Here is a 20,191-nt window from a genome sequence, read left to right on the forward strand (position 1 = left end):
TACGACCTGGCCAAATCGTTCGAGGCCTCGCTCAACTACGTCTGGCAGGCCAGCCACAGCCAGATCTATCCGGAGCTGGTGAAGATGGCGGCCGACGAGCTCGTCACCGTCGACGCGGAGGGGGCCAGAGGCCGCAAGACCTACACGATCACCCCCAAGGGCACCGAGCACCTGCGCGCGTGGGTCGTGGAGCAGACGCCGAGCCTGACCGTCAGGAGCGAAGGCGCGCTGCAGGCCTTCCTGCTGCCAGTGATAGATCCGGAGGAGGCGGTGGCCGCGCTCGAACGCCTGCGGGAGCGGTACGTCGAGAAGCTGCGCCTGCTGGAGGCGTTGCGCGCCAGACCCGGGGCGGAGCGGGGTTACGGACGTTACGCGCTCGACCACGGGCTGCGGCACATCCGGACGACGATCGCGTGGGCCGACGACACCATCGCGGATCTCCGCACGTCAACGGGGTAAGACTGCCGGCATGACACGTACCTGGCTCACTGACCGTTTCGGTCTCTCCGTTCCTCTGGTCGGCGCCCCCATGGCGGGGGTGGGCGCGGGCCGCCTCGCCGCGGCGATCTCGGCCGCGGGCGCGCTCGGCATGATCGGCGTGCCGGCCACCGCGTCGGCCCAGTGGATCGCCGACGAGGCCGCCGTCGCGGCGGAGAGCGGCCGGCCGTACGGCATCGGCCTCATGGCGTGGACGCTGCCCGGCAATCCCGGCCAGATCGACGCCGTCCTGGCCGCCAGGCCCGCGCTGGTGTCGGTCAGCTTCGGGCCCTACGCCGGCTACGTCGAGCCGTTCAGGCAGGCCGGCATCACCGTGGTCACGCAGGCGGGCACGACCCGGGAGGCGAGGGAGGCCGAGGCGGCCGGAGTCGACGCGGTCGTGGCCCGCGGCGGGGAGGGCGGCGGCCACGGCCGCAACGACGTCGCCACGCTGCCCCTGCTGCAGGGCGTCCTCGACGCGGTCGGCATCCCCGTGCTGGCCGCCGGTGGCATCGCCGGCGCGCGCGGGCTGGCGGCCGTGCTCGCCGCGGGGGCCGAGGGGGCCTGGGTCGGCACCGCGTTCCTGGCCTGCAGCGAGACCATGGTCTCGGCGCCCGCGTTGCACAGGATCCTCGCCGCGGCGGAGACCGACACCGTCTACGGGCGGGTCTTCGACGTGGCCCAGCGGCTCGGCTGGCCCCCCGAGTACGGCGGGCGCGGGCTGCGCAACGCCTTCTTCGACCAGTGGGAGGGCAAGGAGGAGGCGCTGGCGGCCGACGAGGAGGCCCACGCCGCGGTGGCGGCCGCCCGCGCCGCCGGCGACTACGACGTCGCCGTCGTCTACGCGAGCGAGGCGGTGGGCCTCGTGCGGGAGCGGCGCCCCGCCGCCGACGTCGTCGCCGACTTCGCGACCGCCGCGGCGCTGCTGCGGAGGTTCTAGGGGGCGCGGGAGGCGCGCGCCAGCCGGGCGGGGTCGGGCCAGTGCACGCCGTGGGCCCAGCCCGCCAGCTCGAACCAGCGGATCAGCCGGGCGCTCGGGTCGAGCTGGCCGGGGAGCACCCCGTGCCTGGCGCACGTCGGCTCCATGTGGTGCCAGTTGTGCCAGCCCTCGCCGAGCGTCAGCCACGCCACCCACGGCACGTTCGACGAGCGGTCCCGTGTCGCGAACGGGCGGGAGCCGAAGGTGTGGGCGATCGAGTTGACCGACCAGGTCACGTGGTGGACGACCGCGTAGCGCACCAGCCCGCCCCAGAACAGCGCCGTCCAGGCGCCCGTCCACGACATCGACCACAGCCCGCCCACCACTGCCGGCAGCGCGAACGACAGCGCGGCCACCGCGGGATACCAGGCGTCGAACCGCCGCACGTCGGGGTCGGCCAGCAGGTCGGGCACCCAGTGCCGGCGGTTCGAGCGGCGCCGGGCGGTGTAGAACCAGCCGACGTGCGCGTGCGCCATGCCGCGCAGCAGTGCCAGGCCGCTGTCGCCGTAGCGCCAGGGGGAGTGCGGGTCGCCCTCCCTGTCGGCGTACTTGTGGTGGCGCCGGTGCTCGGCCGACCACAGCGTGACAGGACCCTCGACGGCCATCCCCCCGGCCAGCATGAGCGCGATCCGCAACGGCCTGGCGCACCGGAAGGCCCGGTGGGTGAAGAGCCGGTGGTAGCCGATCGCGATCCCGAAGATGCTGACCAGGTACATCGCCACCGCGATGACCACGTCGCGCGGCCCGATGCCCCAGCCCCACGCCGCCGGCACGGCGAGCGCCACGAGCGACAGGGGAAGGATCACGAGGACGACCAGATAGGCGGTGCGGCGGCCGCTGCCGACCGCGACGGTCTCCGGATTCACGCCCTCATTCATAGGATCGGGCCCGAAGGTCACGGCAGTTGCCTTTGAGTGACGGATCAGTTACCCAGGAGAGCCAAAACACTCCACAGGGTAGCCATCGGGCTCGGCCGTCACGATGTGGCTACATAGCGTCATGGGCCATCTGGACAGGTACGACGACGTGCTGGCTCGCGATCCGATGGCCGCGTTCGGCCTGGTCCGTGAGTGGATGCGAACCGAGTGGCGGGAGCTGTACGCCGAGCTGAGGAGCCGGCGCCCGGTCTTCGTGACCCCCGTCTTCACGGTCGTGACCCGCTTCGCCGACGTCACCGAGGTGCTCTCCGACGAGGAGGTGTTCAGCGTCCGCTCGTTCGGGCCGCGGCTCGACGCCGCCCTCGGCGGCGCGTTCATGCTCGCCAGGGACGCCACGGCGATGAACTGGCGGGACAAGGGACTGATGCGGTACGTGCTCGACCCCGACGACGTCGTCGAGGTGCGGGCGCTGGCGGGCCGCCTGGCCGACGAGGCGCTCGACGCGGCGGCGCCGTACGGGAAGATCGACGTGGTGCACGACCTGTTCAGGCCGGTCGCGCTCGGCGTGTGCGCGGAGTACTTCGGGTTCCCCGGCCCCGACCCGCAGACCCTGTCGCGGTGGTCGCGGACCATCATCACCGACTGCTTCGCCAACTACCTCGGCGATCCCGCCGTCCAGGCCGCCTCCGTCGAGGCGGGCAGGCAGATGATGGCCTACCTGCGCGAGCAACTCGCCGTGCGGCGGTCGGGGGCGGGGCCGTCCGGCGACGTGTTCGGCAGGCTCGCGGCCACCGATTTCGACGACGAACGGCTCGTGATCAACATGGCGGGGCTGGCGCTCGGGTTCCTGGAGAGCGCTCCCGGCGCGATGGTCGAGGCGACGGAGCAGTTGCTGCTGCGCCCCGACGTGCTGGCCGCGGCCGCGTGCGACGACGACTTCGACCGCTACGTGTGGGAGGCGTTGCGGTTCAACCCCTTCTTCAAGCTGCTTCCCAGGATCTGCGAGCGCGACCACGAACTTTCCGGGACACCGATCCCGGCCGGCACCTTCGTGCTGGCCGCCGTCGCCTCCGCGATGTTCGACGGCGACGTGCTGGCCGAGCCCGAGTCCTTCCGGCTCGACCGGCCGGGCCGGCACCAGCTCTTCTTCGGCCACGGGCACCACGCGTGCCTGGGCGTGCATCCGGCCAGGGTGGTCATCTGCGAGGCCGTACGGCGGCTGCTGCGGCGGCCCGGCGTGCAGGTGATCGAGGGCGTCTCCCGCTCGAACGGGATCTTCCCCGACCGGTTCGTCCTCGCCCTGGAGTCCTGATGACCGCCCGGACCATCGCCACCGACGGAGCCGTCAACCGGCTCAGGTTCCTCACCCTGACCAGCGCGCGGCCGCTCTGGGACATCGTGCAGGCCGTCCAGCCCGTACGGCGGCGCGTCAACGCCACGCTGATCGACCACGCCGTCCGCGAGATGCCGCCGCGGCCCGAACCGCTCAGCACCATGGCCGACTACACCTCGTGGGCCTCGCTGACCGACCGCTCCTACAGCGGCCGGCACCTGCCCCCCGTCGAGGGGGCCGAGGGCAGGCCCACCCCCGAACGCGCGGCCGACCTGTTCACCAGGGGCGCCGAGATGATCCCCTGCCCCCGCTCGACGGTGCTGTTCGCCTACTTCGCCCAGTGGTTCACCGACGGCTTCCTGCGCGGCGACACCGCCACGCCCCGCGACCCCCGCAAGAACACCTCCAACCACCACATCGACCTCAACCAGCTCTACGGCCTGCACGAGGCGGCGACGGCCGCCCTGCGCACGTTCACCGGCGGCCGGCTGAAGAGCCGGCTCACCGACGGCGGCGAGTTCCCGCCCCATCTCTGCGAGAACGGCAAGATCAAGCCGGAGTTCGCGCCGCTCAGCGTGATCCGCTTCGACGAGCTCACCGACGCCCAGCGCGACACCCTGTTCGCCACCGGCAGCGACCGCGGCAACATCCAGCTCGGCTTCACCATGCTCACCGTGCTGTTCCTGCGCGAGCACAACCGGGTGGCCGCCCTGCTGGCCGAGCACTACCCGCGATGGGACGACGAGAGGCTGTTCCAGACCACGCGCAACATCCTCATCGTGATGCTGATCAAGCTGGTGGTCGAGGAGTACATCAACCACATCACGCCCTACCACTTCCGGTTCACCCTCGACCCGCGGCTGTCGGCCCGTCTCGCCCGCGTCCCGTGGCACCGCGAGAACTGGGCCTCGGTGGAGTTCAACCTGGTCTACCGCTGGCACAGCCTGATCCCGTCCACGCTGTCGGTGGGCGGGCGCGAGCTGCCGATGGCCGAAACCCTGCTCGGCGGACCGCTGATCCCCCAGATGGGGCTCGGCAGGCTCTTCGAGGACGCCTCCCGGCAGCGGGCGGGCCGGATCAGCCTGTTCAACACCGACCCGCTCCTGCGGGAGGTGGACATCGCCAGCATCGCCGACTCGCGCTCGCTCGGCCTGGCGCCGTACAACAGCTACCGGGAGCACTGCCGCTTCCCCCGGGTGCGGCGCTTCGAGCAGGTGACGGGCGACCCGAAGGTCGCCGACGCGCTGCGGTCGCTGTACCGGGGGGTCGACGACCTCGACCTGTACGTCGGGCTGTTCGCCGAGGAGCCGGGCTCGCCCGAGGCGATATTGCCGCCGTTGCTGACGAAGATCATCGCGATCGACGCCTTCTCCCAGGCGCTGACGAACCCGCTGCTGGCGCCCCGGGTGTTCACCCCGGCGACGTTCTCGCCCCAGGGCATGCGGATCATCGCGGGCACCCGGTGCCTGGCGGACGTGGTCCGCAGGAACACCCCGGAGGACCCGCGGCCCCGCTACGTCAGCATGACCCGCCTGGACCGCCCATGACCGGCTCCACCCCGCCTCCCGGCGACCGGCCCGCCCCGGACCCGCTGCACCGCCCGCCCCGCCCCCGCCACCCGGCTCCGGGGGAGCTCCAAGGCCCGCGGCGCGCCGCGGAAGACAGGCCTGTTCCCGCACGGGGCTCTCTCCCCGGCGGGGAGACCCCCGCTCCCGCACGGGGGGTAGGCCGGGGGCCGAAGGGGGAGACCCTTCCCGCATCGGGAGAAGGCCGAGGGTCGGAGGAGGAGATCCCCGCTTCCACATCGGGAGAAGGCCGAGGGTCGGAGGGCGCCCTCTCCGTGGAGGAGCTGCCTGCCGGTGCGCTCAGGGATGCCGCGTGCGGCCTCGTCGACCTGGGGATCCTCATCCGCGAGGCGGCGGCCCACGCCACCGCCGCGCTCACCGACCGCAGCATCCTCGCCGCGATCCCCCGCGCCCCCGTCGTGGGCTTCATGACCCAGCGCGCCCTCCTCAGAACGGTCACCAACCCCGCGGGGCTCGGCTGCGCCGTCACCGGAGGCCCCCTGGCCACCCTCGCCGCGAAGGCCGGAGCGATGGCGGGCGGCGAGAGCCTCGCCGTCCGGGTGCTGGCCACCTCCCTGCGCCTGCGGATCGCCGCCGTCGCCCTCGACCATCCCGAACTGACCACCGACCCCATGCTCGGCAGGCTCATCGCCGCCGCGGCGGACGACCGCGACCTGGAGGCGGTCCGCGCGCTGCGCGCCCTGCTCAAGGACAGGGGCGCCGCCCGCACGCTCAGCGCGCTGGCCCCCGCCTTCGGCGAGGTGCTCGCGCTGCGCGCCCTCCTCGACGAGAACCCGCTCAACGACGCCGCCGCATGGCTGATCGCGACCGGCAGGGGCTATGCCACCGCCGACCCGGTCACCGGTATGAGCAACCGGGCGGTCGCCGTGCTCGACACGGGGGAGGGCGCCGCCCGCCGCGTCGAGGGCGGCGTGACGCTGCACGACCACGGATCGCTGCTCGCCTTCCTCGGCAACATCAGCGCGCTCGGCACGAAGGGCAAGGCGCTGATCCAGAGCGTCGAGGGCCCCGACGGAGTGACGCGCCACGTGATCCTCGCGCCGGGCATGCGGGCGGGCGTCCCCGACAACGACTCGCCCCAGGACCTTCTCGGCGCCTTCAGCAGCGCGGTGCTGGACAGCAGCCCCTACAGCCGTGCCCTGGCCAAGGCCGTCGCCGACTACGGCCTGCCCGAGGGCGCGCAGGTGGCGCTGATCGGCCACAGCGCCGGCGGCGCCGCGATCATGAACCTCGCCCAGAACTCCGGCTTCTGCGCCCGCCACACCGTCACCCACGCCATCGCGGTCGGTGCGCCCGTCGACTTCAAGCGTCCGGCCGACCCGCGTACCTGGGTGGCCAGCGTCACCAACCAGCACGACATCATCCCGACCCTCGACGGCCAGGGCGCGGGCACCTGCTTCGACCTGCATCCCGGCTGGTACGTGGTCGACTACGCCGACCCCACCCACCTGTTCCCGCAGTGCCACAGCATCGAGCGCTACATCGCCAACCTCGCCGATGACCTGCCCGAGGCCAGGAAGGTGATCGACGAGCGGCTCACGCCGTACCGGGGAAGGGTGGTGCGCTCGCAGGCCTACCAGTTGTTCGACCGCGAGCCGTACCCCGAGGGCTTTCCGTTCCTGACCGTGCCGACCCGCGGTGAGGGTACGGCCGAGCTGCCCGTCAGGTGCCTGGAGGGCAGCGCGTGCACCGCGTACTTCGCCGCCGACGCGGTGGCGGCGGCGGAGCTGTTGCGGGGGAGCGGGCTCGGCCCGGCGGCGGGGTTCGGCGGGCGGGCGCTCGTCGCGCTGCACGTCGCGTGGAACCGGCGGACCAGCGTGGGCGCCTACCGCGAGCTCCATCTCGGGATCGTGGTGCCCGACCCGTGGCGGCACGGCTGGCACGACCTGCTGCGCGCCGCGGACCGCAGGCGTTCGGGGTGGTTCACGGTGGCCTCGGCGGTCGACCGCGCGGACGTCTCCGACGTGGCGACCCGGGTGTGGGGCCGCCGGCCGTACGAGCTGCCGCTGGCGTTCTGGCTGACGGGCAGGGCCGTGAGCGTCTCGGCGGGCGGGCTGCTCTCCCTGCGCGGAGCGCTCGGCCCCTGGCTGCCGCTCGGCGATCGCGACCTGGTCGGTTACGCGCGCGACGGCGGCACCGTGCTGCGCTCCTGCGCGCGCACCCGAGGCAGGGGCAGGGCGCATCCCGTGCCCCGGCTGCGGCTGGCCGTCGCGCCGCGGGCGCATCCGCTGGCCGACGCGCTCCGCAGGCTCGGTCTCGACGGCGCCCGTCCCCTGCTGTGCCTGACGTCCGCCGACCGCCAGACGGTCGTGGACGCGGCCGTCCCCGTTCTGACCAGCTGATCTTGAGGAGCTCGATGCCGGCGGCAACCGAAGTGATCGCGGCACACGCGATGGTCCTGCAGACCGACGCCCGTGCGCTCGCCGAGTGCGCCGAACGGCTGCGGGAGATCGAGGCGAAACTGGAGGAGGCGGGAGCCGCGCCACCGTGGCTGCGCCACTCGGTGGCCGCTCACCTCGCCGCCTGCGTCGCGGCCTCCGCCGACCTGGCGGAGGCCGCGGCCTGGTTGCGCCGCTACGCGGCCGTCACGCGGCCTCGCGCACCGCACGTGCCGCGCTGAGCTCCGCCTCCGGCGCCCCCGTGATCCGGGCGTGCCGGACCGGGCGGTGTCCTTGCCCGCCCGCGAAGTGGGCCCTGCCCTACCGATCGCCTCGTGCGGGCTCGGCCGCTCCGGTCAGGGCAGGCGGCCGACGAACGCGAGCGCCTGCCTCAGCAGTACGCCGTGCCCGCCGATCATCTCCTGCTGGACCATCGGCGAGGCCGCCTCCTCGGGCGTGAACCACACCAGGTCGAGCGCGTCCTGCCGGGGCCTGCAGTCCCCGACGACGGGGACGATGTAGGCCAGCGACACCGCGTGCTGGCGCGGGTCGTGGTACGGCGTGACGCCCGGCGTCGGGAAGTACTCGGCCACCGTGAACGGCTGCGGCGACGGCGGGAGCTGCGGCAGCGCCACGGGCCCGAGGTCTTTTTCCAGGTGGCGCAGCAGCGCGTCGCGGATCCGCTCGTGGTGCAGTACCCGCCCGGAGACCAGCGCCCTGGTGACCTCGCCGTCGGCGGTGATGCGCAGCAGCAGGCCCACGTGGGTGACCACGCCGGTGTCGTCGACGCGTACCGGGACGGCGTCGACGTAGAGGATCGGCATCCGTCCCCGCATCAGCTCGAGCTCGTCCGGAGCAAGCCAGCCAGGCACGGTTTCGGTATTTTCGATCATTCGCTGATGGTACTTCCCCCTGGTGGTCCCGGTGGGCAGGGACCCGGAGTGTCAGTTCTCCCCGATGAGAGAAAGTGTGGAACGGAAGACTTCATTCTGCTATTGTTGGAACAGAACAAGCCGTTCCGTTCTGAAGGAGAGTGCCATGACCGAGATCCGCCCCTTCCGCGTCGAGGTTCCGCAGGCCGACCTGGACGACCTCCACGCGCGGCTCGCCCTGACCCGCTTCGCCGACCAGATCCCCGGATCCGGCTCGGAGTACGGCGTGAGCGTCGAGTGGGTCAAGGACATGGTCGACTACTGGCGCAGCGGCTACGACTGGCGTGCCTGGGAGGCGCGGCTGAACGCCCACCCGCAGTTCACCACCGAGATCGACGGCCAGAACATCCACTTCGTCCACGTCCGCTCGGCCAAGCAGGACGCGCTCCCGCTGATCCTCACGCACGGCTGGCCCGGCACGGTCGTCGAGTACCTCGACGTGATCGAGGACCTCTCGCGTGACTTCCACCTGGTCATCCCGTCGCTGCCGGGCTTCGGCCTCTCGGGGCCGACCGCCGAGAAGGGCTGGAACAGGTACCGGACCGCCAAGGCGTGGGTCGAGCTGATGGCCAGGCTGGGCTACGAGCGCTACGGCGTGGTCGGCAACGACGGCGGCTCGCTCGTCTCGCCCGAGGTGGGCAGGCTCGCCCCCGACCGCGTGGTCGCCGTCCACGTCACGCAGATCTTCTCCTTCCCCAGCGGCGACCCCGCCGAGCTGCAGGACCTGACCGAGGACGAGCAGGCGGCGCTCCAGCACCTGCAGTGGTTCTGGGAGAACATGGGCGCCTTCAACCAGCTCCAGTCGCAGTCGCCGCAGACCCTCGCGCACGCGATCGCCGACTCGCCCGCCGGTCTGCTCGGCTGGATGGGCCAGCTGATCGGCGGTCACCTGGACCGCGACTTCACGCTGACGAACATCGCGATCCACTGGTTCTACGGCACCGCGAGCTCGTCCATCCGCTTCTACTACGAGGACGCCAAGGCCGAGCACCCCACGGAGCCGACCACGGTCCCGATCGGCCTGGCGGGGTTCGCCAACGACTTCCAGTCGATTCGCCGCTTCGCCGAGCGCGACCACAAGACCATCGAGCAGTGGAACACCTACGACGTGGGCGGCCACTACGCCGCGCACGAGGTGCCCGAGGTGCTGGCGGCCGACGTCCGGGCCTTCTTCGCCGGGCGCGGCTGATCAAGCGAGGGGAAGAGGGGGCCGTGGGACGCCACGGGCCCCCTTCGCCGTCTCCGGCGAACGGGGGCGAACGGCTCAGGCCGGGATCAGTTCCACGACGCCCTGGCGGCGAAGCTCTCGAAGGACGTCGGCGGGCGGCCCGTGACGCGCTCGACCACGTCGGTCGGCACCTGGTCGCCGAGCGCGCGCAGCCCGGCGAACGCCTCGATCTCCGCCTCGACCCGCTCGCGCGGCAGGCCGGCCGCCGTCATGGCCGCCAGGTACCCCTCGGCCGTGCCGACGTACCCGATCCGCCGTCCGGCGGCCGACCCGATGATCCGCAACGCCTTGGGGAACGACAGCGCACGCGGCCCCGTCACCTCGTAGGCCCGCCCGGCGTGGCCGTCCTCGACCAGGGCGGCGGCCGCGACGGCCGCGATGTCGCCGGCGTCGACGAAGGCCTGCCGCAGGTCGCCCAGCGGCAGCGCCAGCTCGCCCGCGAGCACCGCCTCCCGCATGACGCCCTCGTCGAAGTTCTGGTCGAACCACGAGGGCCGCAGGATCGTCCACTCGGCGCCGGAGCCGCGTACGGTCCGCTCGGCGGCCATGAGCCGCTCGTCGCCCATCGCCTCGATGCCGCCGCTGGACAGCAGCACGATCCGGCCGACGCCCGCCTCGACGGCCGTCGCCACGAAAGCGGGGTCGACCGGCAGCTCGTGCGGCGCCATGAGGTACATCGCCGTGGCGCCGGCCACGGCGGGCCGCCACGTACGTTCGTCGGACCAGTCGAAGCGAACCTCGCCGTGCCGGGAGGCCGCCCGCACGGGGTGGCCCGCGTCGCGGAGCAACGCCGCGACCCTGCGTCCGGTGGAACCCGTCGCCCCCAGCACCACGATCTCTCGGTCAGCCATTCCTTCGCCCTTCCCCGCTCCTGGTCCGCCACACCGCCAATGACGTGACGAGCATGAGGAGCGCGCCGAACCACAGGACGCCGGTGACGGCGACCGCGTCCACGACCACGCCGCCGAGCAGCGCGCCCAGCGCGATGGCCAGGTTGAACACCGAGGTGTTCAGCGCGGTGGCCGCCTCCGCGGCGTCGGGCGCGCCCTTGAAGATCCACGTCTGGACGGCCACGGGCACCCCGCCGTAGACGAGGCCCCACAGGACGAGCAGGGCCGACCCGCTCAGCGGGCTGCTCCCGAGGAGGGGGAAGAGCGCCAGGATCGCCGCGAGCGCGGCGCCGAGCGCGATGACGGTCTTCCTGACGTCGCGGGTGGCGCCGGCGCCCACGACGAACGTGCCGAGCACCCCGGCCACGCCGAAGGCGAGCAGCAGCGGGCTGACCAGGCTCTCGCTGACGCCTGCGATGTCGCGCAGGATGGGGCTCACGAAGGTGAAGGCGGCGAAGTGCCCGCTCACCAGGAGGAAGGTCGAGACGACCGCGGTCCTGACCACGGGGTTGCGGAACTGCTGGGGGAGCGCGCGCAGCCGTACGGGCTCGGTGGCGGGCAGCCGGGGCACAAGCAGCCAGAGGCCTGTCACCACGACCAGCCCCAGCGCGCCCACGGCCGCGAACGCCACGCGCCAGTCGGTGAGGCCGCCGATCAGGGTGCCGGCGGGCACGCCGAGCACGTTGGCGGCCGTCGCCCCGCCGAAGGCGAGCGAGGTCGCGCGCGGCACGAAGCGGTCGGGCACCAGGCGTACGGCGATGCCAGCGGCCAGCGCCCAGAAGCCGCCGATGCTGATCCCGACGAGGAAGCGCGAGGCGAGCAGGACGGCGAAGTCCGGGGCCAGCGCGGACAGCGCGTTGGCCAGGACCATGAGGCCGAGCAGGCCGATGAGCACCACGCGGCGGTCGAGCCGGCGGATCGCCACCGGGAGCAGGGGTGCGGTGGCCGAGGCGACCAGGCCGGGAACGGTGACCATGAGGCCGGCCGTACCCTCGGAGACGCCGAGGTCGCCGCCGATGGAGGTGAGCAGGCCCACCGGGAGCTGCTCGATGGTGACGACGGAGAAGGTCCCCAGCGCGACGGCCGCGACGGCGAGCCAGGTCTTCAGCGATACGCGGTCGGCGGAGGGACCGGTGGCGATCACGGGGCTTTCGGGTTCGGGGGCCACCCCGTCACGGGTCGCGGTCATGACGCCTTCCTGTTCAAGGTCTGGCCGGCCACGAGCGCGCCGAGCGCGATGCCGAAGCCGGCGATCTGCCAGCCGGTGAGGGTCTGCCCGAGCACCAGCAGGCCCGCGAGCGTGGCGACCAGCGGGTTGGTGAGACCGAGCAGGGAGACGGACGTGGGCGCGAGGCGGTCGATGCCGCGGAACCACAGGGCGTAGGCGACGGCGGTGCCGATGATGCCCAGGTAGGCGAAGCCGAGCAGGTTCTGGCCGGTGATGGCAGGGGGCAGGCCCTCGGTCGCCAGCGTCAGGGGGGCCAGGACCAGCCCGCCGATGCTGAGCTGCCAGCCGCTCATGACCAGGGGCGACTCCGGCTGACCCCACTTCTTGGTCAGGACGATGGCGGCACCCATGAGGGAGGTGGCCACCAGCATCGCGCCGATGCCGAGCGGGTCGAGGCGGGCCTCGGCGGTCAGGGTCAGCAGGGCCACGCCGCCGGTGCCCGCCAGAGCGGCGTACAGCACGGCGCGGGCCGGCCGCGCCCGCAGGATCACCACCGACAACAGCGCCACGACCAGCGGCTGGACCGACCCGATCGTGGCCGCCACCCCGCCCGGCAGCCGGTAGGCGGCGAAGAACAACAGCGGGAAGAACGCGCCGAAGTTGAGCATGCCGAGCACCGCGGCCTTCCACCACCACGATCCGCTCGGCAGGCGGCGGGTGGCGGCCAGCAGAACCAGCCCCGCGGGCAGCGCCCGCAGCGTCGCCGCGAGCATCGGCCGGTCAGGCGGCAGCAGCGTCGCGGTGACGACGTACGTGGTGCCCCAGCTCACCGGGGCCAGGGCGGCCAGCGCCAGATCGCTCGACAACCCGCGCCGTGCGATCGGGACTGCTTGGATCGTGGACACGTCCATCACCTCTCATTGATAATCTCAACGTTGAGATAACATCATCTGCGTGTGTGAACGTCAAGTCTGTGAACGTTGAGATTATTTCCGTTGAGAGGACAGGGCATGAGTGACGCAGTGGACGCGGTGATCGCGCAGTGGGGCAGGGAACGGCCTGACCTCGACGTCTGGCCCATGGGCGTCGTCGGAAGGATCTCGCGGCTGTCCAGGCTCCTCGGTCACGGGCTCAAGGAGTTCTTCGCCGAGCACGGGCTCGAGAACTTCGAGTTCGACGTGCTGGCCACACTGCGGCGCTCCGGCCCGCCGTACGAGCTGACGGCGGGAGCGCTGCTCAAGGCGGCGATGGTCACCTCGGGAGCGATCACCAACAGGATCGACAAGATGGAGGCCAAGGGGCTCGTCGAGCGCATCCGCGACAGCGACGACCGCAGGTCGGTGCGGATCAGACTGACCCCTCGCGGGTACGCGCTCGTCGACGAGCTGATCGGGCTGCACGTCGCCAACGAGGCCCGGATGCTGGCCGCCCTCGCCCCCGAGCAGCGCGAGCAACTCTGCGGGCTGCTGCGCGTGGTGCTCGAGTCGATGGGCGACACCTCGATCGACTGACCGCGGGGAGGGTCAAGGACCGGGACGCCGGAGGGAGAGCGGTCCGCCGGACGGTCGTGGAGCGGACAGAGCCTTGCCCGTTGAGAACCGAACGGGCAAGGCTGCCGTCCCTTCGGTGGACAGGAAAAAAATAACCTATCTCACTGCTCGATTCCACGGTCATTCGTGGCGCGCCACAAGTATCTCTGAAAGCGTCAACCATTCGCTTTCCCGTGCCCAACGGAAGATCGAGCACGCCTCGCGGAAGTGTCAAGGCGGCACAGGAACCCGCATTCTTTCGGCAATTCTCCACCGGCCGGCGACAAACGCACCGAGTGTCGCGTGGATGGCCGGGGAGAGCGATCGTCGCGAGGTGGATCGAATGGTCAGGACCTGGGTGGCGGCGCGGGCCTGCTGCTTTCCGGTGCCTGGGCCGCGGATACGGCGAGCGGGAAGCCGGTGAGCGGAAATCCGGCCACCGGGAAGCCGGCGACCGGGCGACGAATGCGGTGCCGCTCATGCCGGGCATGCCGTATTCGCGGGGCGGTGGCGGAACGGACGGGCCCGGATCGGAAAAAGGCGCGGCGACATGCGGATTCCGGCCACGCGCACGCGGGTATCGCCGTCGACGGGGAGAGGATCGTGCCCGCGCCGGCGACCGGGCGGGGTTCGTGACCTACGCGCCGCTGGTCAGGCGCGGAAACATGGGAGCGGTCCGCCCCGCAGAGGGGTCTCCGGCGACGTCTGAGGTCGCGACCAGATAACCGGAGAACCCACGCGGGACGGACTCGCTGACAACCTTTTCAGGTGATGGCGAATCGCTGCGGAGCGTTGTCCACCATTCCTGGACTTCCTGGACTGCCTGGGGCCCGCCCAGGAGTGTGCCGTCGGGAAACGGCGGGACCAGCCTCGTGCCCTGCTGGGCGCGATGGGCGGCCCGCTCCGAGAAGCGGACCGCACAGCTGACACTCGAAAGAACTGCGTCATGAGGGGGGAGTGCAATTCGTTTCAATGGGACGGATAGTGTCAGAACAATCTCGCGTCCAACGAGCGCCGGACTAGTCCTCGCAGTTCTCCTGCTCGGCGATCGCGAGGATGGCGACCTGGGTGTTGTTCAGGTTCAGGACGTTGCCCAGGATGCCGCCGATGAGACCGCCGGTGGCGTTGTTGACCTGCGAGCACTCAAGCTCCTTGTCCTTCTCCGGCTTGGTGTAGTCGGCGTGCGCGACGCTCGAGCCGGCGAAGACGGTGCTGGCGATCGCGGCACCAATGAGAATGCGACGAAGCATGTTTGTGTCCTCCGTTGAGATGGCCTGCGGATTACCGCTGCCGTCAGTTGTTTCTGGCAGAGCACCAAAGCGCTCGGCAATCATAATGGGCTATTCGATGCTGGCTTTCAAGCAGAGTCTCGTCCTCCGCGGACCAAGGGTCAGTATTCTTTCGGTAGCCTCAGGGGCACTTGGCTGGAACATTCCTTGCCTTCTTTCGAGAAAAGGCAGTTGTTTGTTTGGCCTCTCTTGGGCAGCGGAAAGCGGGTCACAGAGGAGAGCGTCGCCGGCCTGCTGACCTCCTTCTGGTGTCGCGTTGACTGCGCGAGTCTCGCAAAAACCCTGTGCGCGCAGGGAATCGGCGGAATCCTGCCGGGAACCGGGCGTTAGTCGCCAGGACGGACACTCCGCCATCTCCCTTGGCAAAGGAGTCGTTCGAGTGGATAGAACTCCGCTTCCCCGGGGGCTCCCGCGCGAATCCTCCACGCGAAACCCCCGAAGTACCCCAAGCCGTCGCAGGGATAAGTCCAGAAAGTGAGACTGCGGGACTAATAGCATGTTTTCGGGGGTATGTCGGTCTTTCTTTTTGAGTATCGAGTCTTGGACGTCATATGGGGAGCGGGCACGGCTGAGCCGTCCATGTGCCGGGTAGATCGCCGCTACTCAGGTCTGTCACGAAGTTCGCTGCTTCGCAGGCCCTGGATGACACGAAACGGACAAAAATGACGATACAGACCGGCCTTCCGCAATGGCGCGGAAGTGTTCGCAAGCTGACGCTGGCCACCCTCACCATGGGTGCCCTCCTCCTGCCCTCCGCTCAGGCGTGGGGTGCGTCGAGCGCTGTTCTCGCCGGAACCCAGACCGCAGCCGTGCAGGCGACCGTCTCCTGGGAGACGTTCGGGCGTTGCTGCTCCCGTCACCGCGGTCATCGCCACTGCAAATGCCCTGCCGGGGCCCGCGGTCCGCAGGGGCCCAGGGGTCCGAAGGGCGACAGGGGGCCGCAGGGCCTCAGGGGCCCGAAGGGCGACAAGGGCGACAGGGGTCCTGCCGGGCCAGGCAGCAGCGTGGCTGCCGCCTTCGTCAAGCGCGCCAAGTTCGTCGCGACGGTGACCCCGGACGGCCGGACACTCGTCCGCGACCCGCGCACCACGCCCGCCTGGCACGACCTGTCAACGGTGGAGAACTACCCCGGCAACGTCGTCGGCGTCTCCCTGGCGAACACCGGTCCCGACCTCGACGTCGTCGTGCGGAACGCCGACGGCAGGATCGCGCACGCCGTCTGCACGGTGTGGCCCGAGCCCGGTGACGATGACGACGACACCCCGGCGTGGCCGGACAACTGCGAGGCGTTCTGGGACCTGACGCCGCCGAACTAACCGTCACGCTCTCGCCCGGCCAGGGCACATGAGAGCCGGCCACCGCATGATCACCCGAGATCATGCGGTGGCCGTCCCCTTGCGCGGCGTGCGTCTGGATGCCTAGATGAAGGTGCGGGCGGTCCAGAGCTCGGGGAAGACCGTGCGCGCCATGCTCCGCTCCAGCCAGACCAGTCCGGCCGACCCGCCGCTTCCCGCCTTGGCCCCCATCGAGCGCCGTACGGCCTGCAGATGCTGGTACCGCCAGTCGCCGAAGCCCTCGGCCACGTCCGCCAGCGCCTCGCCGAGCATGCGCAGGTGGTTGCCCGGCGTGGTGTCGCCGTAGATCGACACCCAGGCGTCGACCACGCCCTCGCCGCCGGTGACCAGGCCGCGGCGCTCCAGCAGCGCGGTCACCTCGTCCCACAGCGACGGCGCCTCCAGGCTTTCCACCAGCTCGGCGTGGACCTCGGGCTGGCGCCGGAACGGCCGGATCACCGACTCGGTCTTGAGCCCCAGCGCGAACTCCAGGTGCCGGTACATCGCCGACTGGAAACCCGACCCCTCGCCCAGCAGATCGCGGAACTGGTTGAACTCCGAGGGGGTCATCCAGCGCAGCCCTCGCCACGCCGCGTTGAGCCCGTCGAGGTGCAGCGCGGCCCTGCGCAGCGGCGCGAGCGCGTTCCACACGTCGTCGTCGCGCAGCAGGCGTTGCGCGTCGCGCAGCTCGTAGCGGATCAGCCCGAAGTAGAGCTCCATGATCTGGCTGATCATCAGGAAGGACATCTCGCCCGGGTCGTCGCTCAGCGTCCGCTGCAGCGTGTGCAGTGTGCTGGCGCGTACATACCGGTCGTACGGCACGCCACGGTCGAACTCGAGTGTGGGAGCGCCGCCGTTGGCCTCGGCTCTCTCGTCCCGTTGGACAGCGGTCATCGGCATGACTTCCATGCGGCTCATCCTGCCCGGCCGACCGTGAGGTTGGAATGCCGATCGAACGGTCCTTAGGCTGTTTGCCCACACATCCATGGCGGATTCGCCCTTCTCACCTTCGGAAGTGAAAGTGGACGACCTGGACTGGTTGTTGCTGCGTGAACTGCAGGCCGACGCGCGGCTGTCCTTCAGCGAGCTGTCCCGCCGCGTGCACCTGTCGCCGCCCGCGGTCGCCGAGCGCGTGCGCAAGCTGGAGGAGTCGGGCGTCATCGGCGGCTACCGCGCCTACGTCGACCCCCGGCGGACGGGGCGCAGCGTGGTCGCGCTGGTCACCATGTCCTGCTACGGGCCCGGCTGCGTGCTCCGCCACCCGGAGGCGCTCGACTCGGCCGACATCTTCGAGGTGCACCGGGTGACCGGCGGGGCGTGCTGCGTGCTGAGGGTGGCGGTGCCCACGATGGAGGACTTCGAGTCGCTGATCGACCGGCTCGCCGCCTACGGCACGCCGTCCAGCTCGATGGTGCTGTCCAGCCCCGTGCCGTGGCGGGCCACGGCGCCTTGACCAGGGATGCAAGTGATCGTCAAGTTACCTTTTCTACCGTCTGTCCATGATCAGACGTTGGTTAACGCTTGGCGCCTTCACGCTTGCCGTGCTCCTTTTCGCGCTGAATGCGACCGTCATGGACGCGATCGATGAACCGATCGCCTTCGCCTACGGCATCACCCCGTCCGCCGCCGGATGGGCGGCGGATGCCTATCTTTTCGCTCTCGTGGGGGTGCTGATCCCGCTGAAGGCGCGCAGGAGCGTGTTCCTCTCCGCGGTCGCGGTGTTCGGCGTGGCCTCGATCGTGGCGTCCTTCGCGACCGAGGCCACCGCGCTGGTGGGCGGGCGAGCCGTCCAGGGGCTGGCCGCCGCGGTGGCGATCAGGGCCGGGTTCGTGCTCCTCGTCGCCGCCTTCCAGGGCGCCAGGGTGTGGCCCCTGGTCGTGGCTGTGTCGGCGGCGATCATCGTGGGCTACGTCGGCGGGCCCGTGTGGGGCGGCTACGTCGCCGAGATGTTCTCGTGCAGGTGGGTCTTCCTGGCTGACGTCCTGCCGGCCGTCGTGGCCGCGGCGTTGTTCGTCGGCGTGCCGAAGGCGGACACGGCCGGCGCTACTCGGCCGCTGCCCGCTCCCTGAGCGGCCGGCGGCGCCGTGCGGCGTCGGCCAGGGAGGCGCCGTGGTCCCGAGGCAGTGGACGCTCACCTGCATGCCGGTGCCGCCCAGGGTTCGGTAACGCACGCTTACTATCCTTCGTTCGGTGGAAACCCGATGATCCGGACGACGACACCCTAAGAGATGGAGTGGGCCCATGCGTTTCGGTCTCAAGGTCAACCCGGGCACCTGGCAGGAAGCCGGCCTATGGGCGCGGATCGCCGAGGAGTCGGGTTTCCACAGCCTGTGGACGGGCGACAACCTGCTCAACTCGCGCGACGCCGCCACACCCGTCCACGACGGGCCTACGATCATCGCCGCGTGGGCGGCCACCACGACGCGGATCAGGGTCGGCCTGCTGATCGCCAACATGGCCTACCGGCGGCCGACCGTGCTGGCCAAGCAGGCGGTGAGCATCGACCACGTGGCGGCCGGGCGCTTCGAGCTCGGCATCGGCTCCGGCCTGTGGCCCGCCGACCACGCCATGGCCGGGGTGCCGTTCTGGAACCCGGGGGAGCGGGCCGAGCGCCTACGGGAGTTCGTCGGCGTGGTCGACCGGCTGCTGTCGGGCGACACCCGCGACCACGAGGGCCCGCACTACCCCTACTCCGGCGCGGCGATGTCGCCCGCGCCGGTCCAGCCGCGCATCCCGCTCATCGTCGCCGCCAACGGCCCGAAGGGGCTCGCCGTGGTGGCCGACCACGCCGACGCGTGGGTGACCTTCACCGGAGCCTCCGCCGAGGAGCAGTTCCATGAGGCGTCGGTCAAGCGGTCCCGCACCCTTGACCGGCTCTGCGGCGAGCGCGGCCGGCAGCCGGGGGAGGTGCGCAGGATCCTGCTCGCGTACGGCTCGCTCACGCCGTGGGCCTCCGCCGACGCCTTCGCCAGGATGGTGGAGCGCTACCAGGCGATCGGCTTCGACGAGATCGTCTGCTACGCGCCCAAGCCCGAGGAGCGCGCGGTGTTCGACAAGGTCGTCAGCCGCTTCGCCTAGAACTCGGCGTCATCGTCCGGCCGGTGGAGCTGCCAGAAGTCCTCCAGGTTCTGCCGGTAGAAGAGCAGGTCGCTCTCCAGCTGCTGCCTGGTGAACCGCTCCGGGTTCGCCTCGTGCAGCGCCCTGCCCATGGGGGTCCAGCACGCCTCGGCGGGTACGGCGTCGGCCCCGGGCGGCAGGAACTTCAGCGCCTCGGCGATCGCGTCGGCCGCGAACTGCCAACCGGCGGCGACGTTCTCGAACTGCTCGTCGTCGTCGGGGTTCGCGGTGAACGACAGACTCTCGCTGAGGGTACGGCGCGCGTAGGTGCCGGCGACGAACACCCACTGACCCGGGTCGATCAGCTCGGAGCGCCCTTCGCCGAAGGTCAGCTCGTCGAGCCTGGCCGTGGCCTCGCCTTGGTACGGCACCTCCACCTCGACGCCGTCGAGCCGTAGGGTCCAGCTCTCCTCGCCCTCGGTCAGCGTCGCCCGCTCCGCCGCGTTCCCTCCGACCTCCCGGGCCGCCAGATCGAGGTAGAGGTAGCCCTCCACCAGCGAGCGGGCCAGGCCGAGCTCAGGCATAGTCGGTCACCAGGTCTCTGTAGGTGTCCCTGACGACCTGCAACCTGTCGACGGTGAACCTGCCGGGCTCGGCCGCGCGCACCTTCAGGCCGCGTTCGGACCAGAACGCCGAGTCGGGCACCTCCTCGGCACCCGGCTCGACGAACTTCAGCACCTCGGCGACGGACGCGGCGGCGATCGACAGGGTCCTGCGCGCCTCGGCCCGGTCGTCCACGGGCACGTTGCCGGCCGTCAGATCGGCCACCCACATCCACTCGCCGGCGTCGAGGAGCTGAGAGGGCTCGGGGCCGCCGAAGGTGGGATAGCCCTCGGGCATCACGGGCTGTGGCGGCAGGCCGAACAGGAACTCCCGTTCGGCGCCGCACTCCTCGCAGGTGCCCGTGTAGCGGCTGGCCAGCTCACCCTCGACGGTCACCACGCTGGTGGCCCACGTCGTCTCGACCGAACCGCACTTTTGGCACGGGTGCAGGTCGAGGTAGAGATGCGCCTCGTCTCTCGTGCGCGCTACCGCGAATGGCATGGCCGTCCTTTCCTTCGTCCCATCATGCA

Annotated in this window: 21 protein-coding genes; 12 read left to right on the plus strand and 9 right to left on the minus strand. The window is 71.1% G+C overall.

Translation table 11 applies throughout. The features are described 5' to 3' along the window. Together ABZX22_RS30905 and ABZX22_RS30910 are read left to right on the plus strand one after the other, a co-directional pair. Nucleotides 1-459: PadR family transcriptional regulator (locus ABZX22_RS30905; RefSeq protein ID WP_354915581.1), on the plus strand; the 459-nt coding region annotated here is incomplete at its 5' end. Nucleotides 460-469: 10 nt separating this feature from the next. Continuing rightward, nucleotides 470-1,417 (plus strand): nitronate monooxygenase, encoded by a 948-nt coding sequence (locus ABZX22_RS30910; protein WP_354915584.1) that lies wholly within the window; start codon nt 470-472, stop codon nt 1,415-1,417. On the opposite strand, the gene ABZX22_RS30915 is transcribed toward ABZX22_RS30910, so the two are convergent. Then, nucleotides 1,414-2,322 (minus strand): acyl-CoA desaturase, encoded by a 909-nt coding sequence (locus tag ABZX22_RS30915; RefSeq protein WP_354915587.1) that lies wholly within the window; start codon nt 2,320-2,322, stop codon nt 1,414-1,416. The two genes, ABZX22_RS30910 and ABZX22_RS30915, sit on opposite strands and share 4 nt — an antisense overlap. A 133-nt stretch (nt 2,323-2,455) precedes the next feature. On the opposite strand from ABZX22_RS30915, the gene ABZX22_RS30920 reads away from it, so the two are divergent. From ABZX22_RS30920 to ABZX22_RS30935, 4 genes are all read left to right on the plus strand, one after another. Beyond that, on the plus strand, nt 2,456-3,646 hold the full coding sequence (locus tag ABZX22_RS30920) for a cytochrome P450 (protein ID WP_354915590.1): 1,191 nt from the start codon (nt 2,456-2,458) through the stop codon (nt 3,644-3,646). Then, nucleotides 3,646-5,214, plus strand: coding sequence for a peroxidase family protein (locus tag ABZX22_RS30925; RefSeq protein ID WP_354915593.1), 1,569 nt, complete (start codon nt 3,646-3,648; stop codon nt 5,212-5,214). Before ABZX22_RS30920 ends, ABZX22_RS30925 begins: the two co-directional genes overlap by 1 nt. Before the next feature lie 293 nt (nt 5,215-5,507). Continuing rightward, the gene (locus ABZX22_RS30930; RefSeq protein WP_354915596.1) at nt 5,508-7,595 is read left to right on the plus strand and encodes a hypothetical protein; all 2,088 of its coding nucleotides are present in this window, start codon (nt 5,508-5,510) and stop codon (nt 7,593-7,595) included. A gap of 14 nt (nt 7,596-7,609) precedes the next feature. After that, on the plus strand, nt 7,610-7,873 hold the full coding sequence (locus tag ABZX22_RS30935; RefSeq protein WP_354915599.1) for a hypothetical protein: 264 nt from the start codon (nt 7,610-7,612) through the stop codon (nt 7,871-7,873). A gap of 114 nt (nt 7,874-7,987) precedes the next feature. On the opposite strand, the gene ABZX22_RS30940 is transcribed toward ABZX22_RS30935, so the two are convergent. After that, on the minus strand, nt 7,988-8,524 hold the full coding sequence (locus ABZX22_RS30940) for an NUDIX hydrolase family protein (protein ID WP_354915602.1): 537 nt from the start codon (nt 8,522-8,524) through the stop codon (nt 7,988-7,990). A 145-nt stretch (nt 8,525-8,669) separates the two neighbouring features. Between ABZX22_RS30940 and ABZX22_RS30945 the strand changes: the two genes are divergently transcribed. Beyond that, entirely contained in the window at nt 8,670-9,752 is a 1,083-nt protein-coding gene (locus tag ABZX22_RS30945; RefSeq protein ID WP_354915605.1) for an epoxide hydrolase family protein, read from the plus strand. Nucleotides 9,753-9,838: 86 nt separating this feature from the next. Here the strand turns inward: ABZX22_RS30945 and ABZX22_RS30950 are convergent, their stop codons facing one another. Genes ABZX22_RS30950 through ABZX22_RS30960 form a run of 3 tightly spaced genes read right to left on the minus strand, consistent with a single transcriptional unit; the run spans nt 9,839 to nt 12,760 of the window. Further along, nucleotides 9,839-10,642 (minus strand): NAD(P)H-binding protein, encoded by an 804-nt coding sequence (locus tag ABZX22_RS30950; RefSeq protein WP_354915608.1) that lies wholly within the window; start codon nt 10,640-10,642, stop codon nt 9,839-9,841. Then, nucleotides 10,635-11,870 carry an MFS transporter gene (locus ABZX22_RS30955; RefSeq protein WP_354915611.1) on the minus strand — a complete coding sequence of 412 codons (1,236 nt, stop codon included), beginning with the start codon at nt 11,868-11,870 and terminating at the stop codon, nt 10,635-10,637. Before ABZX22_RS30955 ends, ABZX22_RS30950 begins: the two co-directional genes overlap by 8 nt. Next, on the minus strand, nt 11,867-12,760 hold the full coding sequence (locus tag ABZX22_RS30960) for an EamA family transporter (RefSeq protein ID WP_354915614.1): 894 nt from the start codon (nt 12,758-12,760) through the stop codon (nt 11,867-11,869). Before ABZX22_RS30960 ends, ABZX22_RS30955 begins: the two co-directional genes overlap by 4 nt. 99 nt (nt 12,761-12,859) lie before the next feature. Between ABZX22_RS30960 and ABZX22_RS30965 the strand changes: the two genes are divergently transcribed. Further along, entirely contained in the window at nt 12,860-13,360 is a 501-nt protein-coding gene (locus ABZX22_RS30965) for a MarR family transcriptional regulator (RefSeq protein ID WP_354915617.1), read from the plus strand. 1,037 nt (nt 13,361-14,397) lie between these two features. Here ABZX22_RS30965 and ABZX22_RS30970 read toward each other — a convergent pair. Beyond that, a complete protein-coding gene (locus ABZX22_RS30970; RefSeq protein WP_354915620.1) occupies nt 14,398-14,628 on the minus strand; it encodes a hypothetical protein in 231 nt (76 codons plus the stop codon). Nucleotides 14,629-15,671: 1,043 nt separating this feature from the next. Between ABZX22_RS30970 and ABZX22_RS30975 the strand changes: the two genes are divergently transcribed. Next, on the plus strand, nt 15,672-15,983 hold the full coding sequence (locus ABZX22_RS30975; RefSeq protein WP_354915623.1) for a hypothetical protein: 312 nt from the start codon (nt 15,672-15,674) through the stop codon (nt 15,981-15,983). A 102-nt stretch (nt 15,984-16,085) separates the two neighbouring features. Here ABZX22_RS30975 and ABZX22_RS30980 read toward each other — a convergent pair whose 3' ends face one another. Further along, the gene (locus ABZX22_RS30980) at nt 16,086-16,910 is read right to left on the minus strand and encodes a tryptophan 2,3-dioxygenase family protein (RefSeq protein ID WP_354915626.1); all 825 of its coding nucleotides are present in this window, start codon (nt 16,908-16,910) and stop codon (nt 16,086-16,088) included. A gap of 112 nt (nt 16,911-17,022) precedes the next feature. On the opposite strand from ABZX22_RS30980, the gene ABZX22_RS30985 reads away from it, so the two are divergent. From ABZX22_RS30985 to ABZX22_RS30995, 3 genes are all read left to right on the plus strand, one after another. Next, complete coding sequence (locus ABZX22_RS30985; RefSeq protein ID WP_354915941.1) at nt 17,023-17,454, plus strand: Lrp/AsnC family transcriptional regulator; 432 nt, start codon at nt 17,023-17,025, stop codon at nt 17,452-17,454. A 46-nt stretch (nt 17,455-17,500) separates the two neighbouring features. After that, nucleotides 17,501-18,070, plus strand: a complete 570-nt coding sequence (locus tag ABZX22_RS30990; RefSeq protein ID WP_354915629.1) for an MFS transporter — start codon at nt 17,501-17,503, stop codon at nt 18,068-18,070. A 172-nt stretch (nt 18,071-18,242) separates the two neighbouring features. Continuing rightward, nucleotides 18,243-19,079 (plus strand): LLM class flavin-dependent oxidoreductase, encoded by an 837-nt coding sequence (locus ABZX22_RS30995; protein ID WP_354915632.1) that lies wholly within the window; start codon nt 18,243-18,245, stop codon nt 19,077-19,079. On the opposite strand, the gene ABZX22_RS31000 is transcribed toward ABZX22_RS30995, so the two are convergent. Together ABZX22_RS31000 and ABZX22_RS31005 are read right to left on the minus strand one after the other, a co-directional pair. Beyond that, the gene (locus tag ABZX22_RS31000; protein ID WP_354915635.1) at nt 19,076-19,642 is read right to left on the minus strand and encodes a hypothetical protein; all 567 of its coding nucleotides are present in this window, start codon (nt 19,640-19,642) and stop codon (nt 19,076-19,078) included. The genes ABZX22_RS30995 and ABZX22_RS31000 overlap by 4 nt on opposite strands. Further along, entirely contained in the window at nt 19,635-20,162 is a 528-nt protein-coding gene (locus tag ABZX22_RS31005; protein WP_354915638.1) for a hypothetical protein, read from the minus strand. The genes ABZX22_RS31000 and ABZX22_RS31005 overlap by 8 nt, the downstream gene beginning before the upstream one ends. Between the last annotated feature and the right edge of the window lie 29 nt (nt 20,163-20,191).

It is taken from the genome of Nonomuraea sp. NPDC003804 (genome assembly GCF_040610675.1).
Classification (GTDB): Bacteria; Actinomycetota; Actinomycetes; order Streptosporangiales; family Streptosporangiaceae; genus Nonomuraea.